This is a genomic window from Candidatus Methylomirabilota bacterium, from assembly GCA_035315345.1.
GTDB lineage: Bacteria > Methylomirabilota > Methylomirabilia > Rokubacteriales > CSP1-6 > CAMLFJ01.
The window spans coordinates 1-18,035 of sequence record DATFYA010000053.1 but is presented as its reverse complement, the minus strand read 5'-3'; the positions used below and the strand labels follow the sequence as shown (position 1 = coordinate 18,035).

At 71.8% G+C, this 18,035-nt stretch carries 20 protein-coding genes; 12 read left to right on the top strand and 8 right to left on the bottom strand.

Features of this window, described 5'->3' with window-relative positions; genetic code table 11:
- Positions 1 to 436 precede the first annotated feature (436 nt).
- Genes VKN16_06290 through VKN16_06280 form a run of 3 tightly spaced genes read right to left on the bottom strand, consistent with a single transcriptional unit; the run spans position 437 to position 1,519 of the window.
- Positions 437 to 769, bottom strand: coding sequence for a hypothetical protein (locus VKN16_06290; protein HME93807.1), 333 nt, complete (start codon positions 767 to 769; stop codon positions 437 to 439).
- Positions 770 to 793: 24 nt separating this feature from the next.
- Positions 794 to 1,036, bottom strand: coding sequence for a hypothetical protein (locus tag VKN16_06285; GenBank protein ID HME93806.1), 243 nt, complete (start codon positions 1,034 to 1,036; stop codon positions 794 to 796).
- Between the two features lie 3 nt (positions 1,037 to 1,039).
- Complete coding sequence (locus VKN16_06280) at positions 1,040 to 1,519, bottom strand: DinB family protein (GenBank protein ID HME93805.1); 480 nt, start codon at positions 1,517 to 1,519, stop codon at positions 1,040 to 1,042.
- Positions 1,520 to 1,702: 183 nt separating this feature from the next.
- Here VKN16_06280 and VKN16_06275 point away from each other — a divergent pair, with 183 nt between their 5' ends.
- The 3 genes from VKN16_06275 to VKN16_06265 all read left to right on the top strand — a co-directional run bounded on the left by VKN16_06275 (position 1,703) and on the right by VKN16_06265 (position 4,431).
- Positions 1,703 to 3,556: an ABC-F family ATP-binding cassette domain-containing protein gene (locus tag VKN16_06275; protein HME93804.1), complete on the top strand. Its 1,854-nt coding sequence runs from the start codon at positions 1,703 to 1,705 to the stop codon at positions 3,554 to 3,556.
- On the top strand, positions 3,553 to 3,843 hold the full coding sequence (locus VKN16_06270; protein HME93803.1) for a cupin domain-containing protein: 291 nt from the start codon (positions 3,553 to 3,555) through the stop codon (positions 3,841 to 3,843). Before VKN16_06275 ends, VKN16_06270 begins: the two co-directional genes overlap by 4 nt.
- A gap of 282 nt (positions 3,844 to 4,125) precedes the next feature.
- On the top strand, positions 4,126 to 4,431 hold the full coding sequence (locus VKN16_06265; protein ID HME93802.1) for a hypothetical protein: 306 nt from the start codon (positions 4,126 to 4,128) through the stop codon (positions 4,429 to 4,431).
- 11 nt (positions 4,432 to 4,442) lie between these two features.
- Here VKN16_06265 and VKN16_06260 read toward each other — a convergent pair whose 3' ends face one another.
- Together VKN16_06260 and VKN16_06255 are read right to left on the bottom strand one after the other, a co-directional pair.
- The gene (locus tag VKN16_06260; GenBank protein ID HME93801.1) at positions 4,443 to 4,652 is read right to left on the bottom strand and encodes a hypothetical protein; all 210 of its coding nucleotides are present in this window, start codon (positions 4,650 to 4,652) and stop codon (positions 4,443 to 4,445) included.
- 123 nt (positions 4,653 to 4,775) lie between these two features.
- On the bottom strand, positions 4,776 to 5,660 hold the full coding sequence (locus VKN16_06255) for an NAD(P)-dependent oxidoreductase (GenBank protein HME93800.1): 885 nt from the start codon (positions 5,658 to 5,660) through the stop codon (positions 4,776 to 4,778).
- A gap of 59 nt (positions 5,661 to 5,719) precedes the next feature.
- Between VKN16_06255 and VKN16_06250 the strand changes: the two genes are divergently transcribed.
- A complete protein-coding gene (locus VKN16_06250) occupies positions 5,720 to 6,700 on the top strand; it encodes an alpha/beta hydrolase (protein ID HME93799.1) in 981 nt (326 codons plus the stop codon).
- On the opposite strand, the gene VKN16_06245 is transcribed toward VKN16_06250, so the two are convergent.
- Positions 6,663 to 7,745, bottom strand: a complete 1,083-nt coding sequence (locus VKN16_06245; GenBank protein HME93798.1) for an LLM class flavin-dependent oxidoreductase — start codon at positions 7,743 to 7,745, stop codon at positions 6,663 to 6,665. The genes VKN16_06250 and VKN16_06245 overlap by 38 nt on opposite strands.
- Positions 7,746 to 7,869: 124 nt before the next feature.
- Between VKN16_06245 and VKN16_06240 the strand changes: the two genes are divergently transcribed.
- The gene (locus tag VKN16_06240; protein ID HME93797.1) at positions 7,870 to 9,417 is read left to right on the top strand and encodes an ABC transporter substrate-binding protein; all 1,548 of its coding nucleotides are present in this window, start codon (positions 7,870 to 7,872) and stop codon (positions 9,415 to 9,417) included.
- On the opposite strand, the gene VKN16_06235 is transcribed toward VKN16_06240, so the two are convergent.
- A complete protein-coding gene (locus tag VKN16_06235) occupies positions 9,407 to 9,823 on the bottom strand; it encodes a cyclic nucleotide-binding domain-containing protein (GenBank protein ID HME93796.1) in 417 nt (138 codons plus the stop codon). The two genes, VKN16_06240 and VKN16_06235, sit on opposite strands and share 11 nt — an antisense overlap.
- Before the next feature lie 58 nt (positions 9,824 to 9,881).
- Between VKN16_06235 and VKN16_06230 the strand changes: the two genes are divergently transcribed.
- Genes VKN16_06230 through VKN16_06205 form a run of 6 tightly spaced genes read left to right on the top strand, consistent with a single transcriptional unit; the run spans position 9,882 to position 14,688 of the window.
- Complete coding sequence (locus VKN16_06230; protein HME93795.1) at positions 9,882 to 10,631, top strand: SDR family NAD(P)-dependent oxidoreductase; 750 nt, start codon at positions 9,882 to 9,884, stop codon at positions 10,629 to 10,631.
- A 15-nt stretch (positions 10,632 to 10,646) separates the two neighbouring features.
- Positions 10,647 to 11,744, top strand: a complete 1,098-nt coding sequence (locus VKN16_06225; GenBank protein HME93794.1) for a membrane dipeptidase — start codon at positions 10,647 to 10,649, stop codon at positions 11,742 to 11,744.
- Between the two features lie 28 nt (positions 11,745 to 11,772).
- Complete coding sequence (locus tag VKN16_06220) at positions 11,773 to 12,174, top strand: hypothetical protein (protein ID HME93793.1); 402 nt, start codon at positions 11,773 to 11,775, stop codon at positions 12,172 to 12,174.
- 53 nt (positions 12,175 to 12,227) lie between these two features.
- The gene (locus tag VKN16_06215; protein HME93792.1) at positions 12,228 to 12,635 is read left to right on the top strand and encodes a cupin domain-containing protein; all 408 of its coding nucleotides are present in this window, start codon (positions 12,228 to 12,230) and stop codon (positions 12,633 to 12,635) included.
- Between the two features lie 4 nt (positions 12,636 to 12,639).
- Entirely contained in the window at positions 12,640 to 13,458 is an 819-nt protein-coding gene (locus VKN16_06210) for an LLM class flavin-dependent oxidoreductase (GenBank protein HME93791.1), read from the top strand.
- 36 nt (positions 13,459 to 13,494) lie between these two features.
- Positions 13,495 to 14,688: an FAD-binding oxidoreductase gene (locus tag VKN16_06205; GenBank protein ID HME93790.1), complete on the top strand. Its 1,194-nt coding sequence runs from the start codon at positions 13,495 to 13,497 to the stop codon at positions 14,686 to 14,688.
- 9 nt (positions 14,689 to 14,697) lie between these two features.
- Here VKN16_06205 and VKN16_06200 read toward each other — a convergent pair whose 3' ends face one another.
- The gene (locus VKN16_06200; GenBank protein ID HME93789.1) at positions 14,698 to 17,106 is read right to left on the bottom strand and encodes a xanthine dehydrogenase family protein molybdopterin-binding subunit; all 2,409 of its coding nucleotides are present in this window, start codon (positions 17,104 to 17,106) and stop codon (positions 14,698 to 14,700) included.
- A gap of 55 nt (positions 17,107 to 17,161) precedes the next feature.
- On the opposite strand from VKN16_06200, the gene VKN16_06195 reads away from it, so the two are divergent.
- On the top strand, positions 17,162 to 17,998 hold the full coding sequence (locus VKN16_06195; GenBank protein HME93788.1) for an SDR family oxidoreductase: 837 nt from the start codon (positions 17,162 to 17,164) through the stop codon (positions 17,996 to 17,998).
- Positions 17,999 to 18,035: the final 37 nt, after the last annotated feature.

The window sequence follows — 18,035 nt, the reverse complement described above, 5'->3', positions numbered from 1 at the left end:
CCACCGTGAAACCGGCCCGCTCCAGCTCTGCGAACAGCGCGACATTCCGCGGCGCGTCGCGCGGACTGTTGTGCCTTCCGCCGTTGGTCTATGCGGCCATCACATCTATTCCCTATTACGCAATCGTTGCTGATCGGCCGGCAGGCTGGAACAACTCCACAGGATTGCCGTGCAGGGTCCTCTACTTGAATCTGCTTGCCCAGCACTTTGGAAGGCGATCGAGCGCTGAACGTCTTTGACCTGGTATCTAACGCAAGACGTCGGCTCCGCATCGAGCGCTTTCGTTTGACTCATGGCCCCTGGCGACTCCCGCGTGTTACACAGACCTGGATATTTCGCGTACGGATGGATAGCGGGTGCGCCCGGCCCCACCCGGGTCTTCGCGCGACGGGTTCCCTGTGGTGCGACTCACGCTCGCTGAAGGGGGATCCTCCGGTTAGCCCTGGGTTGCGGAATCGGTCCTCGGATCGCGGCCGGCGGGCGCGCTTTCCCGCTTCGGAATCACGCAGAAGCCCTGGGCCTCGATGCCCAGCGCCGGGTTCAGCTTGCTGCGGAAGTTCTCGAGTGCGACCGCGGCGCTGAGCTCCACGATCTGGCTCTCGTCGAGCAACGACCGCAGGCGGGCGAAGAGCTCGTCGGTCACCCGCTGGCCGGTAATGGTCATCGCCTCCGCGTACTCGAAGGCGGCGCGCTCCAGCGATGAGAAGCGCGCGCTTTCACGCCAGGTCGGCACCTCGGCGATCTTCGCCTCGTCCGCTCCCGCCTGCATCCCCCGGGATGCGTTGATGTCGATTCAGAAGGGACAGCCGTTGATCAGCGCGACCCGGAGGTAGATCAGGGGCAGCAGCGGCGCAGGCAGCCGACCGGACTTCTCGATCGACGCCCCGAGCTGCTTCGCGGCGCGCAGTACGGGCGGGCAGTGAGCCAGGACCTTGGTGGTATTGAGCAGCCCGCCGAAGACCGCCCGCTCCCGCTCGAAGACCTCCCTGAGGGTCGGGTCGCCCCCGTCGTCCTCGATCTCGCGAACGCGGGGCACCGGCTAGCCGCCGACCGTCTTCCGGATGCTGCCCATGTGGTCGTTGATGTGGTTGATCAGGATGCTCTCGACGACTTGCTGCGTCGTCATGGGCGGCATGCCGGCCATCACGGTGCCGCTCGCGTCCAGCTCGGCGTCCGAGAAGCCGCGGACGATCGCCGCCGCGGCGGCCGCGCCCTTCTGGTGCAGCGCGAGGGTCTCCGCCTTGGTGCAGCCGGCGAAGTCCTTGGCGTGCTTGGCGTTCATGTCGTTGAGGATGGCCAGGGTGAAGTTGGGGATCGACTGCCCGGCGGCGACGGTCTTGGCGATACCGGCGATCGGCTCGTGCCCCCCGGCCACGTGATGGGCGGTGACGCCCACCGACCACTTCTCGGCATCGGTCGTCTTCTTCCAGTCGGCGTCGGAGAGTCGGTTGAGGGTGGCGGTCATCTCGGCGGCCTTGGCCTCGTACTGCTTTGCCAGCGACTCGGCACGTGCGCCCATGAGTGTCCTCCTCGCGTGAAGGGTGTTCGAACCGCCCGAAGTATACACACGCGGGCCGGAGCATTCTATAATCAGCCCCCAGCAATCCTCACGTGGACTGCGGGAGGAGGTGAGTCTCATGGCCAAGGGCCGGAGCATGCAGAAGGAAAAGAAGAAGCCGAAGAAGAACAAGAAGTAGGTCGCGTGGCGCGTTCGCTGCTGCTGAGCTGTGAGATGGTCGGCAAGGCCTACGGCACCCGGTCCCTCTTCGAGGGGCTCTCGTTCGGGCTCTTCGAGGGGGACCAGGTGGGTCTCGTCGGTCCCAACGGCGCCGGCAAGTCCACCCTGCTGAGGATCCTGGCCGGGATCGAGCCGCCCGATCGGGGTCGGCGCGCGCTCCGGAGCGGGATCCGGGTCGGCTACGTGCCGCAGGATCCGGTCTATCCGGCCGGCGGCACCGTCGAGGAGGTCGTCGCGGCCTCGCTGACGACGGTCGACGAGACGGACCGGCCGGCCCGCGTGGCCCAGGCGCTCGGACGCGCCGGCTTCGCGGACGGCCGGGCCGAGGTGGCGTCGCTGTCCGGCGGCTGGCGCAAGCGCCTGGCCATCGCGCGCGAGCTGGCCGGCGAGCCGGACATCCTGCTGATGGACGAGCCCACCAACCACCTCGACCTCGAGGGCATCCTCTGGCTCGAAGCGCTGCTGGAGGACCGGGCGCGCGCCTGCCTCGTGGTCAGCCACGACCGGTACTTTCTCGAGCACGTGGCCACCCGCATGCTGGAGGTGAGCCGCGTCTATCCCGCGGGCCTCTTCGAGTCCGACGGGGGCTATCACGAGTTCCTGGTCCGCCGCGACGAGTTTCTCGCCGGCCAGACCGCCTACGAGGACTCGCTGGCCAACACGGTGCGGCGCGAGATCGAGTGGCTGCGCCAGGGCGCCAAGGCGCGCTCGACCAAGGCGAAAGGCCGCCTCAAGGAGGCGGACCGGTTGATCGAGGAGCTGCGCGAGAGCCGGGCCCGCGGCGCGACGCGTACCGCCGACATCGACTTCACCGCGTCCGGACGGCGCTCGCGCAAGCTGCTGGTCGCGCGGGGCCTCGCGAAATCCTTCGGGGAGCGGTCCCTGATCCGCGATCTCGATCTCCGGATCGCGCCGGGCACGCGGATCGGCGTGGTGGGGCCCAACGGCAGCGGCAAGACCACGCTGCTCGACCTGCTGGCCGGCGCGCTCGCGCCGGACGCGGGCGAGATCGAGCGCGCCGACGGCCTGCGCATCGTGCGCTTCGAGCAGCAGCGCGCCGGGCTCGACCCCGAGCAGCCGCTGCGCCGGGCATTGGCTCCCGAGGGCGATAGCGTGCATTTCCAGGGGCGAGTCCTCCACGTGGCAGCCTGGGCCAAGCGGTTCCTCTTCTTGCCCGAGCACCTCGAGGTGCCGGTGGGCCGGCTGTCGGGCGGCGAGCAGGCGCGCATCCACATCGCGCGCCTGATGCTGGAGCCCGCCGATCTGCTGATCCTGGACGAGCCCACCAACGATCTCGACATCCCCACGCTCGATGTGCTCGAGGAGAGCATCACCGCGTTCGAGGGCGGGCTGGTGCTCGTGACCCACGACCGCTTCATGCTCGACCGCATCGCGACGACCATCGTGGCGCTCGACGGGCGTGGCGGAGTGGAGACGTTCGCAGACTATGCGCAGTGGGAGGCGGCGCGCGCGAGCGCGTTCCGCACCCCCGAGCTCCCCACCGCCATGACCCTCACCACCACGCCCCTCACCCTACCCTCTCCCCGAGGGGGAGAGGGAGGAAGAAGAGGAGGGGGAGGGAAAGGGAAGAAGCGGCTCGGGTATCTGGAGCAGCGGGAATGGGAGGCCATGGAGGACGCGATCCTGGGCGCGGAGGCGGCGGTGGAGCGCTGCCGCCTGGCCGCCGAGGACCCTGCGATCGCGTCCGATCCGGCGGCCCTGCAGGAGCGCTACGCCGCCCTGGACGCGGCCCGCGCGGAAGTGGACCGGCTCTACGCCCGCTGGGCGGAGCTCGAAGCCAAAGGAGCGACGCGATGACAGATCCCCAGGCGGTGGCCACCGTGAAGGTCGACAATCCGCGGGTGCGCGTGACCGAGTGGCGGTTCGCCCCCGGCGCGCACACCGGGCACCATCGGCACGAGTACCCCTACGTGGTGGTCCCGCTCACCACCGGATCGCTCGCGCTCACCGGCCCGGCCGGCGACGCCACCGGCGCCCTGCGAGCGGGCGAGCCGTACTACCGCGACGCCGGCGCCGAGCACGACGTGCGCAACGCGAACGCCTTCGACTTCGCGTTCATCGAGATCGAGTTGAAAACCGGATGACGTGATATCGTGAATATGCCTTCCTCTGGGCTCCTCGGGGTGGCGCTGCGGGCGCCGAGGCCCACCGGCATCTGGCTCGACCTCCTTCATTCCGTGCACGTGACTCGTGTGCGCGAACCATCCGAAGGGAACCGCAGACATGGCCAAGCCGCCGGGAGTCTTTTCACTGCTCGTCACCGCGGTCACCGGATTCGGTAACCATCTGGTCGGCCTGTGCGCGGCGGGGCGGGATCGTCTGCTCGGTCGGCCCCGACCGAAGAGCCGCCCGGGGAAGAGATAGTGGTGGCCTCCGACGGGCCGGTAGTCGTCTACACCGTCGGCGACTTCGTCCGCCGCGTGGTCGAGAGCCTTCTCGGTGGCGAGCGTCGGAGCCTGCGGCTCTGTGCCCGCTGCCTCGTCAAGCTGACCCGGGACCATCTCGACAAGAGTTATGCGAAGACGGCCATCATCGCGTCGGTCGACGAGATCTTCGCCGCGCCCGGGGCTCTCACCTCCGTGGCCTCGTCGCAGTGCGGCGCGTGCGGTCGGAAGAAGATTCCGTGCCTCGGAATGCCGAGCGCGATTCGATCGACCGAGGAAGTGGGCTGACGCGAGCGACGCTACGCGCCGGGCACTCTCATCTCGGCATCGAAGAGACGCAGGCTGAGCGGGCACGGCGGGCGGTTGACGTCGATGTACAGGCAGTCCTTCTCGCTACAGCGAACGAAGAGCCTCCCGCGTCCGCTCGGCGCGCGGCTCCGTCGCAGGGTGACGGTGACCGCGTCGGACACCACGCCGCAGAAGGTCGACTTCGAGGGCATCGGATTCACCCGGGGCTCCTTCGCGGAGAGACGGCTCGTGAGCTGCGGGCGAGATCGATGAGGGATAGCAGGAACGCGCTGGCCTGCTAGTGTCTTCCGCGAAGACCGTCCCAGTATACCGGATCACTCGAATCAGCGGGGAGCCGCGACGATCGCGCGCAGCACCTCGATGATCGAGGAGTTGTCGCTGTCGCCGCGTCCGGCGGCCACCCCGGCCAGCAGCAGCTGCCGATGCAGCGCGGTGGTCAGGAGCGGCGCGCCCGCGGCGTGGCCGACCTCCAGGATCAGCTCGACGTCCTTGAGATGCTGGGCGAGCTTGCCCTCCGCGTCGAAGCGGCCCTCGAGCATGCGCGCGCCCTTGATGTCCATCGCCCGCGAGTAGGCCGCGCTGTCCTGGAGCACCGCGAGCAGCGCCTTGCCGTCGAGGCCCTGGCGCAGCCCGAACAGCAGGCCCTCGGCCAGCGCGAGGCGATTGAGCCCCAGCACCAGGTTGATGACGAGCTTGGCGCGCGCGCCCGCGCCGTTCGGGCCCACGTGGTGCACGCGCTCGCTCAGCGCGTCCAGGATCGGGCGGCAGCGCGCGAAGACCGCGGGATCGCCGCCCACCACCAGCGGGGCCTCGCGCCGGCGCGCCTGACCGCTCGACCCGCCCACCGGCGCGTCGAGCATCGGGATTCCGCGCCGGCCCAGCTCGGCGGCGAGCTCCGCGGAGGCGTCGGGGTGAATCGTGCTGCAGTCGACGGCCACCGCCTCCGCGCTCGTGGACTCGAGCGCGCCGTCGCGGCCCAGCAGCACCTCGCGGACGATGTCGGCGGTCATCAGGCAGGTCATCACCACCGAGGCGCCGCGCGCCGCGTCGGACGGGGAGCGCGCGAGGACGCCGCCGCGCTCGGCGTGCTGTCGCATGCGCTCGGGCGCAAGGTCATGGCCGCGCACCGTGAAGCCGGCCCGCGTCAGGCTCTGGGCGAGGGCCGAGCCCAGCAGCCCCATGCCGATCAGCGCGACGGTGACGCTCACCGGGAATCCTGCGGGTGCCGCTTGCGGAGGCTCATCGGTCGACTACTATAGGTCTCGCCGTGAGCGAGATCCAGCACCGGCTGGTCGAGACCAATCGCATCCGCATGCACGTGGCCGAGCAGGGCACGGGCCCGCTCGTGCTCATGTGTCACGGGTTCCCCGAGTCCTGGTACTCCTGGCGTCATCAGATCCGCGCCCTGGCCGACGCGGGCTTCCGCGCGGTGGCTCCCGACATGCGCGGCTACGGCCAGACCGACGCGCCCGCCGAGATCGAGCGCTATACCCTGCTCGACCTGGTCGGCGACATGGTGGGCCTCCTCGATGCCCTCGGCGCGGAGTCGGCGGTGATCGCGGGCCACGACTGGGGCGCGCCGGTGGCGTGGCATTCGGCCCTCCTGCGCCCGGATCGCTTCCGCGCGGTGATCGCGCTGAGCGTGCCGTTCCGGCCGCGCGGCAGCACGCGCCCCACCAGCGTGATGCCCCAGACCGACGACGCGATGTTCTACCAGCTCTACTTCCAGACGCCGGGCGTGGCCGAGGCCGAGCTGGGCCGCGACGCGCGATCCACCATCCGCCGACTGCTGTACTCCGGCTCCGGCGTGGGCGTGGCCGCGCAGGCCGCCATCGGCCTTCCAGGAGCGGTCGGGATGGTCCCGCGGAGCGGTGGTCTGCTCACTCACACCGCGGATCCGCCCGGTCTGCCGCCGTGGCTCACCGCGGCCGACCTGGACTTCTACGCGGCGGAGTTCACGCGGACTGGCTTCCGGGGCGGGCTCAACTGGTATCGCAACAGCGATCGCAACTGGGAAGCGCTGGCGCCCTTCGCGGGCGCGCGGGTGACGGTCCCGGCGCTCTACGTGGCGGGCGATCACGACCTGGTGGTGCGCTTCCCGGGCATGGACCAGCTGATTCCCAACCTGTCGCGCTTCGTTCCGAATCTCCGCCGGACGATCATGCTGCCCGGCTGCGGCCACTGGACGCAGCAGGAGCGCCCCGCCGAGGTCAACGCCGCGATGCTGGAGTTCCTGAGGAGCCTGTAGCCTCCATCGCGGGCGCGACCTGCTCGGCGAACAGGCGCATCGACCGCAGGGCCAGCTCGGTCGGGATGCCGGGCAGCGCCATCAGCAGCAGCACGTGCTGGTAGCCGGTGGCGTCGAGGTACTTCTGCAGCCCGTCCCGCACCTCGCCCGGGGTCCCGATCAGGGCCCACCCGTCGGCGAGATATTCGGGGAAGGTCCGCAGCCGGAGCAGGGAGCGATCGAAGGAGCCGGGGACGGTGCCGCCGGTCGCGTCGGAGCGCAGCACCGCCATCTTGCGCTGGTAGCCCATGAACGGGCGCTCGGTGGCCCGCAGCGCATCTTCTCGGGTCGGCGCCACGTGCACGACCCGCATGCCCCAGCCCCGGCGCTCCAGCGCGTCGATCTCCGTCTCCGACCGCCCGGCCGCGAGCGACGCCTCGCGGTAGACCGCGTGTCGCCGCTGCAGCTCGGGGACCGGCACGAAGAACGACGACAGCGCGGGCAGCCCGAGGCGCGCCGCGGACACGACGCTGTCCTCGCTGTTGGCCGCGATGTAGAGCGGCGGGTGCGGGCGCTGGACCGGCCGCGGCCGCACGTGCAGGCGCTCGGCGGTGTGGAAGCGGCCGGTGAAGTCGAACGGCGTGCCGCTCCAGCAGCGCTGCATCAGCTCGATGCCTTCCTCCACCCGGGCGCGGCTGTCGTCGCGATCGGAGCGGAAGGTCTGGTAGTCCTGCAGCGTGCCGCCACGGCCGATGCCGACGTCGAGCCGGCCGCCGCTCACCACGTCGAGCACCGCGAGCTGCTCGGCCAGGTCCACCGGATGATGCAGGGGCAGCAGGCTCACGCCCATACCCACCCGGATCGTGCTCGTCCGCGCGGCGACGTGCGACGCGAGCACGGTGGGGGCCGGGCAGAGCCCGTAGTCGTTGAAGTGGTGCTCGGCGATCCAGACCGAGGTGTAGCCGAGGCCCTCGGCGGCCAGCATCTGGCGCACGTCGGAGTCGTAGACCGCCTGCTCGCTCCACTGCTCGTCGCGCTGCATGAGATAGAACAGGCCGAAGTCCATAGGGCGCGATCGTACCGCCCTCCGGGGCGCCACCGCAACGCGCGCGCTTGACTTGGCCGCGACCGCCGGGTCATAGTCCCGGCACTCGGAGCAACGCCGGTCCGTCGAAGCGAGGATCTTCTCCATGAGCGCGACCCGCAGACTCCTCGTCGTCTCGCTGTGCTTGTTCTTCGTGACCGCCTTCCTCGCCGCTACCCCCGATCCGGCGGGGGCGCAGGCCAGGCCGGAGGGCGAGATGCGCTGGGCGCTCTACGTCTCCCTGGTGCCGGCCTGGTTCGACCCGGCGGAGGTGGTCGGCGTGCTCACCCCGTTCTGGGTGATGACCGCGATGCACGACGCGCTGGTCAAGCCCATGCCGGGCAATCTCATGACCGCGAGCCTCGCCGAGTCCTGGAAGGTGAGCCCGGATCAGAAGGTGTACGAGTTCAAGCTCCGCGAGGGCCTGAAGTTCCACAACGGCGATCCGTTCACCGCCGAGGACGTGCGCTTCAGCTTCTATCGCGCCAAGGGCGCCAAGGTGCTGCAGCAGAAGGTGCGCGACGTCGAGATCGTCGGCTCGTATCGGGTGCGCTTCCACCTGCACGAGCCCTGGCCCGACTTCCTGACCTTCTACGGGACCTACGCCACCAGCGCGGGCTGGATCGCGCCCAAGAAGTACATCGAGCAGGTGGGCGTGGACGCCTTCAAGAAGAACCCGGTGGGGCTCGGCCCCTACAAGTTCGTGAGCCACACCCCGGGCGTCGAGCTGGTGATGGAGGCCTACGAGGGCTACTGGCGCAAGACGCCGTCGGTGAAGCGCCTCGTGTACAAGAGCGTGCTGGAATCCACGACCCGGGCCGCGATGCTCAAGCGGGGCGAGGTCGATCTGGCGTATCTGCTCGATGCCCCGCAGGCCCTCGAGCTGAAGCGGGATCCCAGCCTGAAGCTGGCGTTCTCGGGCGGCATCGGGACCTTCTATCTGGACTTCCTCGATCAGTGGGATCCGAAGTCGCCCTGGCACGATCGGCGGGTGCGGCTGGCCGTGAATCACGCCATCGATCGGCAGGCCCTGAGCGACGCGGAGACGCTGGGGGCCTCGCGCGTGACCGGCAACATCGTGCCGGCCAAGTTCGAGTTCGCCCTGCCGCTCGAGCCCTATCCGTACAACCCGGCGAAGGCCCGTCAGCTCCTCGCCGAGGCCGGCTACCCGAACGGCTTCGACGCGGGCGAGCTGTACCCGTGGCCGCCGTACTCGTCGATGGGCGAGGCGGTGGGCGGGTACCTGGGAGCGATCGGCATCAAGGTGAAGCTGCGGACCATGGAGCGGGCTGCGTTCTACTCGGCGCTGGCCAGCAAGAAGCTGAAGGGGCTCTGCGTGTGCATCAACGCGGTGTACGGCAACGCGGCCTCCCGCATCGCCGAGACGGTGCCCAGCGAGGGCGCCTTCGCCTACGGCGGCTATCCCGACATCGACGCACTGTACAAGCAGCAGGGCCGCGAGACCGATCCCAAGAAGCGCGAGGCCATCCTGCACCAGATCCAGCGGCAGCTCCACGAGCGGGCGCGCTTCGCGCCGATCATGGACTACATCTGGCCGAGCGGCGTGGGCCCCAAGGTGGCCGAGCCGGCCCTGATGCTGATCGACCCGTACCCCTGGTCGGCGCCGCTGGAGGAGGTCCGCCTCAAGAAGTGACGGTCTCGCCGGCGCTCCGGGCCTGGCCGCGCCGGCCCTCGGCGACGAGCAGCTCGTTGGTGGCCAGCAGCTTGAGGGAGAGGTCGCGGATGATCGCCACCGCGAGGTCCGGGTTGGCGCGGACCAGCTGATCGAGCTTCTCGGCCGGGATCACCACCAGGGTCACCGGCTCGATCGCCACCGCGGTCGCCGAGCGCGGGGACTTGCCGAAGAGGCCCAGCTCGCCCAGCAGCTCGCCCTGGACCATCACGCGCAGCACCCGCGGCTCGCCGCCGACCTGCTTGCGGACCTCGACCCGCCCGAGGTGGACCATGTAGGCCTCGTCGCGGGGCGGGTCGCCCTCGCGGAAGATCAGCTCGCCGGCGCGGAAGGTCCTGATCGACACGTCGGAGGGTTTGCGGGGCATGGCGGTCCAGCCACCTATAATAGCGGGCGGCAGGCGATTGTCGACTCGGGAGGGAGACATGCGGCTCGCGGGAAAGGTCGCGCTCGTGACGGGCGCCCAGCAAGGGATCGGCCGCGCGATCGCGGTGGCGATGGCGCGGGAAGGGGCCGACGTCGGGATCAACTTCCTGGACGACGCGGCCGCGGCGGGTCGGCTCGCCGACGAGGTGCGCGGCCTCGGCCGCCGGGTCACCACCGTCCAGGGCGACGTGGCGCGCAAGGCGGACGTGGAGGCCTTCGTGGCCGCGGCGGCCGCCGCGCTGGGCCCGCCCGACGTCCTGGTCAACAACGCGGGCGTGTTCCCGCGCTCCGAATTCCTCGCGCTCGAGGAGCGGGAGTGGGATCTGGTGCTGGGCGTCAACCTCAAGGGCGGGTTCCTGTGCGCGCAGGCCGCGGCGCGGGCCATGATCGCGGCCGATCGGCCGGGCGCCATCGTCAACCTCTCGTCGTCGGCCATCCGCGGCGACGCGCGCGGCGTGCACTACTCGGCCAGCAAGGCCGGCGTGCTCGGGATGACCCGCGCGATGGCGCTGGCCCTGGCGCCGCATCGCATCCGGGTCAACGCGATCGCGCCCGGGCTCACCGATACCGCGCAGCCGCGCTACGGCAACACCGAGGAGCAGCTCGCGGCGCGGGCGCGCGACATCCCGCTCGGCCGGATGGCGCAGCCCGAGGAGATCGCGCGGATCGCGGTGTTCCTGGCCAGCGACGACGCGGCGATGATGACCGGCGAGCTGATGCACGTCAACGGCGGCGTCTACATGGCGTGAGGCGGCGGAGCCATCGTGATCGAAGGCGCGGCGGGCCTGACGCGTCGGCGCCTCCTCGGCGGCGCGCTGGCCGCGGCGCTCGCGGGATGCGGCGGGGTCAAGGGCCGCCAGCCGGGAGATCTCGACCCGCGCGTGCCCGCGCTGCTGGCCGAGACCGTCTCGGTGGACCTCCACACCCACGCGGCGGGCGCGGGCCACGCGCGGACCCCGCGCTTCGACCTGGCCGACCACATGCGGCGGGGACGGCTGTCCGCGGTCTGCCTCTGCCACTCGGCGGACGGGCCGGTGATCCGCCGATCGCCCGGCGGCGGCCGCATCCGGCAGTATCGCGAGCCGGCGCCCGGCGAGCTGCACGCCTTCACCGAGCAGCGGCTCGCCTTCATGGACGCGATGGTGAGCCAGCACGGGATGACGCGGGTGCTCAGCCCGGCCGACCTGGAGCAGGCGAAGGCGGCGGGGCGCCCGGCGCTCATCGGCACCATCGAGGGGTGCCAGTTCCTGGACGGCCGGCTCGAGCGGGTGAAACACGTCTACGACCGCGGGGTGCGCCACCTCCAGCTCGTGCACTACATGCCGAGTGACCTGGGCGACCAGCAGACCGAGGACCCGAAGTGGGGCGGCCTGAGCCCGCTGGGCGCCGACGTCGTCCGCGAATGCAATCGGCTCGGCATCGTGGTGGACGTGGCCCACGGCACGCAGGCTCTGGTCCAGCAGGCGGCGGCGGTGAGCCCGGTCCCGTTCGTGCTCTCGCACACCTCGCTCGCGCGCGGCGCGCCCGCCCAGTACAGCCGGCTGATCTCGACGGAGCACGCGCGGCTCGTGGCCCAGGCCGGCGGCGTCATCGGGGTGTGGCCGACCGGCTACCAGTTCGCGGACGCGCGCGACTGGGTGCGCGGCATCGCCCGCCTGGTGGACGCGGTCGGCGTGGACCACGTGGGCATCGGCACCGACATGGAAGGCGGCGTCCGGGAGGTATGGGATGACTACGCCGACCTGCCCGCGGTCGCCGATCTGCTGCTGAGGCAGGGCTTCGCGCCGGGCGAGGCGTCCAAGCTCCTTGGCGGCAACTACGTGCGCGTCTTTCGTCAGGTCGCCGGGGCGCGCGCCGCGTGAGCCTCGCCGCTCGGCGCGCGGCGGCGCCGTGATCCTTCTGGTGACCGTGCTCGAGCTGGCGCTCCGGGCGGGCGTGATCGTCGTGTTCCCGGCGCTGGCGGTGCGCGCGTGGCGGACCGGCGGGGCCGCCCGGCTCTGGCGGGCCGGTGCGATCGCGGTCGCGGTGGTCCTCGTCGCCGCGGTGTACGTGGCGACGCCGGCCAGCGGCAATGCGCTGGCGCGGACGCGCGGATACGGCTACACGGTGCCGGCCAGCCTGCTGCTGCACGGCCTCACCATGTGCCTGCCCATCGTGATGACCGCCGCCGTCGTCCGCCTGCTGGCCCCGCGCCTGTCCTCGGGGCTCGCCCTGTACGGCCTGGGCGTGCTCATGGCCGGGCTCACGTGGATCGCGGGCATCGGCATGGCGCTGTCCGTCTTCTACCGGTGAGGGAAGCGGGCGGTTCGGTCCTGGGATAGAATTCGCGCGAGGAGGTGCCTGCCATGAGCGAGCCGCGCGTGGTCCGACTCGAGGAGACCGAGACGGTGAGCTTCGGTCCGCTGTCTCATTACCAGCCGATCATCGGTGATGCCGAGGGCAGCACGCCGCTGCGCACCGGCATCCAGACCGCGCAGCCCGGGTACGAGGCGCCGGTGCACTCGCATCCGTACCTCGAGGTGCTGCACATTCTCGACGGCGAGGCGGAGGCGTGGATCGACGGCCAGGAGGATCGCGCGGTGCGCCTGCGCCGTGGCGACACCATCGCGCTGCCGCCGCACACCCCGCACGCGTTCCGGGTGGTGGGCGATCAGGCGCTGCGGCTGCTCGGCACGCACGCCTCGCCGAAGCGGATCGTCAGCTACAAGGACGGCGCGGGGAGCGACGCGCAGGGCTATCGGGTCCAGCGGTGAGGGCGTGAGGCTCGGGGTCTCCGTTCCCACCGCGCGACCCGACGGCGCCCCGCTGACCGGAGACGCGCTGGTCGGCAGCGCCGAGCACATCGAGCGGGCCGGGTTCGACAGCGCGTGGTTCTTCGACGCGATCGGCCGCGGCTTCATCCTGCCCGATCCGCTCATCGGCGCCTCCGTGGCGGCGGCGGTGACGAGGCGCATCGAGATCGGCACCGGCGTGCTGCAGGTCCCGCTGCGCAATCCGGTCGAGCTGGCCCACCGCATCCTCACCGTGCATCTGATCAGCCAGGGGCGGCTCCTCCTCGGAGTGGGCGCGGGCTCCACCAGGGGCGACTTCGACGCGCTCGGTCTCGATTTCTCGCGGCGCATGCAGATGCTGGAGGACGGCCTCGCGGTGATGCGGCGGCTCTGGCGCGGCGAGCAGGTCGGCGCCGCCGATCTCACCCCGTGGCCCGCCGCGCAGGGCGGACCCGCGGTGCTCATCGGCAGCTGGAAGGGCGAGCGCTGGATCCCGCGCGCCGCGAAGGAGTTCGACGGCTGGATCGCGTCGGGCGCCAAGACCAGCCTCAACACGCTCGCCGAGGGGATCGCGCGCTACCGCGCCGCCGGCGGCACGCGCGCCATCGTCACGAACATCGCGGTGGACCTGACCGCGCCGTCCGCCGCGCTCGATGCCGACGCGCCCTTCGATCTGCGCTGCCCGCCCGCGGCGGCCTCCGAGCGTCTGCAGCGGCTGCGCGACCTGGGCTTCGACGACGCGGTGCTGCTGATCCGGGCGGCCACCGAGGAGAACCTGGCCGCGGCCCGCGCGCTGCTTCGCTGACCGAGGGGGAGAGGGCAGGGTGAGGGGTCGATTCGAATGACGCACACCGCAGACGTGGTCATCATCGGCGGCGGAGTCAACGGCATCAGCATCGCCTACGCGCTGGCCTCGCGCGCGATCTCGGTCGTGCTGGTGGAGAAGGGCGCGCTGGCCAGCGGCGCCTCGGGGCGGTCGAGCGCGCTGGTGCGGATGCACTATACCAACGAGTGGGACGCGCGGCTGGCCTGGGCGAGCTTTCCCGTCTTCCGCCACTGGGCCGAGCTGATGGGCGGGCCGCCGGTGTTCACCCACACCGGCTTCGTCAACGTGGTGGGTCCGCAGTACGCGGAGAACCTCCGGCGCAACGTCGAGATGCTTCGCGGCCTCGGGGTGAGCACGACCGCGATCACCCCCGCCGAGCTGGCCGAGCTTCAGCCCTTCGCGCGCGTCGACGACGTCGGCGCCGCCGCGTACGAGCCGGACAGCGGCTACGCCGATCCCGCCGAGACGGTGGAAGGGTTCCGTCGGCGCGCGGTGGAGCTGGGCGCCCGTGTGCTGCAGTGGACGGCGGTGACGTGCATCGACCGGCGGGAGAGTCGCGTGCTCGGCGTCGAGACGTCGGCCGGCCGCATCGCGGCGGGGAGCGTGGTGCTGGCCGCGGGCGCCTGGTCGCGGCGGCTCGGCGAGGAGATCGGGCTGGCGCTGCCGGCGCGCCCCAAGGCCATCGACACGGTGGCGGTGAGCCGGCCCGCGGAGCTGCGCGAGCCGCACATGGTGTGGATCGACAACGTGCAGGGCAACTACTTCCGGCCCGAGGCGGGCGGGCTGACCCTGGTCGGCGTGCCGTGCCAGGAGTGGGACGTCGATCCCGACACGATGGGCGGCGGGCTGCCGCCGCACGCGGCCGGTCTCGGGGCCGGGCTGCTCACCCATCGCATCCCGGCGATGGAGCGCGCGACGCTCTCACGCGGCTATCGCGCCTTTGACGGCTACAGCCCGGATCGTCACGCGATCCTGGGCCGCGTCGACGGCATCGACGGCCTGTACGTGGCCACCGCGTTCAGCGGCTCCGGCTTCAAGATCGCGCCGGCGGTCGGGGCGTGCATGGCCGAGCTGATCGCCGACGGTCGCGCCAAGACCGTCGACATCGACGCCTTCAGCCTGCGGCGATTCGCCGAGGGCCGACGCGTCGACGGCCCGTATCCCTACGCCACGCGCCCGGACCACGTGGATCCCGCGGTCGTCCGGTGAGCGGGCCCCTCACCCTGCCCTCTCCCCAGGGGGGAGAGGGAGATCGCGCCTGTTCTGATCGCCCTGAGGGCGGATCGCCCGCCACACGCGCTCCGGCGTCAGCGGCATCTCCAGGTGCTCGACGCCCAGATGGGCGAGGGCGTCCACCGCCGCGTTGACCACCGCGCCGAGGGCCGGGGTGGTGCCGCCCTCGCCGCCACCGCGAAGGCCTAGCGGGTTCGCGGTCGACTCCACCTCGCTGATCTCGGTGGTGAACGACGGCAGCACGTCCGCCCGCGGCATCGCGTACTCCATGAAGGTGGCCGAGCGCAGCTGGCCCGACTCCGGGTCGTAGTCGCACCGCTCGCAGAGCGCCTGCCCCACGCCCTGGGCGATGCCGCCGTGGGTCTGGCCGTGGACGATCAGCGGGTTGATGGCGCGGCCGACGTCGTCCACCGAGGTGTAGCGGACGATCTCGACCCCGCCGGTTTCCGGATCGATCTCCACCTCGCACACCGCGGAGCCGTAGGGGAACGACGGCGTGCTCACCGTCTCGTCGCACTCGCCGTCGAGCGGCCCGCGCAGGTCCGCGGGCGCGTCGCTCCCGAGCGCCGCCGCCGCGACCTCGAAGAGATCCACCGAGCGGTCGGTGCCGCGCACCACGAAGCGCCGATTGGCGAACTCCAGGTCGGCCACCGCCGACTCGAGCCGCCACGCGGCCAGGCGCGCGCCCTTGGCGACCAGGCGGTCGGCCGCCTTCGCCATGACCACCCCGCCCAGACGCATCGAGCGCCCGGAGTGCGAGCCGCCGCCCACCGCGACCAGATCGGTGTCACCCGCGATCAGCCGGACGCGTGACGGCTCGACGCCGAGCCACTCCGCGACGAGCTGGGGGAACGCGGTCTCGTGGCCCTGGCCGGCGGAGAGCGTGCCGATCACCACGTCGATCCAGCCGTCGGGGCGCGCGGTGACGTGCGCGCGCTCGCGCGGCGCGCCGGTGGCGATCTCGATGTAGTTGGCGAGGCCGATGCCGCGCAGGCGCCCGCGCCCCCGCGCCTCCGCCCGGCGCGCCTCGAAGCCGGCCCAGTCGGCCAGCGCAAGCACGCGATCCTGCGTCGAGGGGTAATCCCCGCTGTCGTAGACGATGCCGAACGGGTTCGGGTAGGGCATCGCGGCCGGGGGCACCAGGTTGCGCCGGCGCAGCGCGACCCGGTCGAAGCCGTGACGGCGCGCGGCCAGGTCGATCAGCCGCTCGATCACGAACATCACCTGCGGGCGGCCCGCGCTCCGGTAGGCGGCCAGCGGCGCCACGTTGCTGTGCACCGCGCGCCCGCGCACCGCCGCCACGGGCAGGCGGTACACGCTGGTGGACAGCTCGCGGCCCTTGTTCAGCGGCACGAACGTCACCGCGTGCGCCCCCACGTTGCTCACGTTGCCGCCACGCAGGGCCAGGAAGTTGCCGTCTCCGTCCAGCGCCAGCTCCATCGTCGAGACCAGGTCGCGCGCCTGGTAGTCGGTGAGGAAGGCCTCGCGCCGCTGGCACGTCCACTTCACCGGCCGGCCGAGGCGCCGCGCGGCCCAGACCACGAGGGCGAACTCGGGATACGAGCTGTTGCGGGTGCCGTAGTTGCCGCCCACGTCGTGGGCGACCACGCGCACCGCGTGCTCGGGCGCGTTCAGGATCTCGGCCAGGTCGGCCTTGAGCCGCACCGAGCCGCCCGAGCCGGCGTGGAGGGTGTAGCGGCCGGCGGCCGGGTCGTACGCGCCGACCGCCGCGCGCGGCTCCAGCGGCACGCCGGTGATGCGGGGCACCCAGGTGTCGAGGCGCACCACGTGCGCGGCCCGCGCGAACGCGGCGTCGGCCGCGCGCGGGTCGCCCGCGATCGAGTCGACGCAGACGTTGCCGCCCAGGTCCTCCCAGAGCACCGGGGCCCCCGGCGCGATCGCGTCACGGGTGGCGGTGACGGACGGCAGCGGCTCGTAGTCCACGACGACCCGCTCGGCCGCGTCGGCCGCGGCGGCGGCGGACCGAGCGATCACCATGGCGACGGCCTCCCCCGCAAAGCGCGCCCGGTCGGAAGGCAGCACCGGAAACGGCGACACGAAGACGGGCGAGCCCTCTCGTCCGCCGAGAGGAAACTCGTTCGGGTTGGTGGGCACCGGGCGATGCGGCATCGGCGCGAGCCCGTCGGCCTGGGCGTCCCGGCCGGTGAGCACCGCGAGCACGCCCGGCATGGCCAGCGCCGCCGCGGCGTCGATGGCGCGGATGCGCGCGTGCGCGTGCGGCGAGCGCACGAAGCAGGCGTGGGCCTGGCCCGGCAGGTTGACGTCGTCGCTGAAGCGCCCGCGGCCGGTGAGGAGGCGCGGATCTTCCTGACGCTTGAGCGGCTGGCCGAAGCCCGCGGGAGCGGAGCGGGTGCGCGAATCGAGGAAGGACATGGCCGGCGCATCTTACCGCTTGCGCCGGCCGCGGTGAGGCGGTAAACAGCGGGCCATGCACGGCAAGGTGGTGGTGATCACGGGCGCCACGTCCGGCATCGGGCAGGTGACCGCGGAGCGGCTCGCCGGCATGGGCGCGCGCATCGTCGCGGTCGCGCGCGATCGCGCGCGGGGCGAGGCCGCGCTGGCGCGTCTCCGCGAGCGCGGGCCCGGGCCGGCGCATCGCGCGCACTACGCCGATCTGTCGTCGATGGCCGAGACGAAGCGGGTGGCCGCCGAGATCGCGGCCGCGGAGCCGCGCGTGGACGTGCTGATCAACAACGCGGGCGCCCTGTTCAACATCCGACAGGTGACGCCGGAGGGGCTCGAGCTGACCTTCGCGCTGAACCACATGTCGTACTTCCTCATGACGCGCGGCCTGCGCGAGCGGCTGCTCGCGTCGGCGCCCGCGCGGGTCGTCAACACCGCCTCGGGCGCCCACCGGCGCGTGGGCGCGCTCGACTTCGACGACCTGCAGATGGAGCGCGGCTACCGCGGGCTCGTGGCCTACTCGCGCTCGAAGCTCTGCAACATCCTCTACACGCGCGAGCTGGCGCGTCGCCTGGCCGGCACCGGCGTCACCGCCAATAGCCTGCATCCGGGCTTCGTGGCCACGCGCTTCGGGGACGCGAGCGGCGGCTTCTTCGCCTACGTCGTGCGCGCGGCCAAGCTGGTCAGCGCGATCTCGCTGGAGAAGGGCGCGGAGACGCTCGTATATCTGGCCTCGTCGCCGGACGTCGCCACCATCAGCGGCGGCTATTTCTACGAGAACCACCTCGCTCATCCCACCCGCCACGCCCAGGACGACACCGCTGCCCGCCGCCTCTGGGACCTCAGCGACCGCCTCGCCTGACGGCGGGGGTCAGGTCTTGCATTACGACATTTTTCCG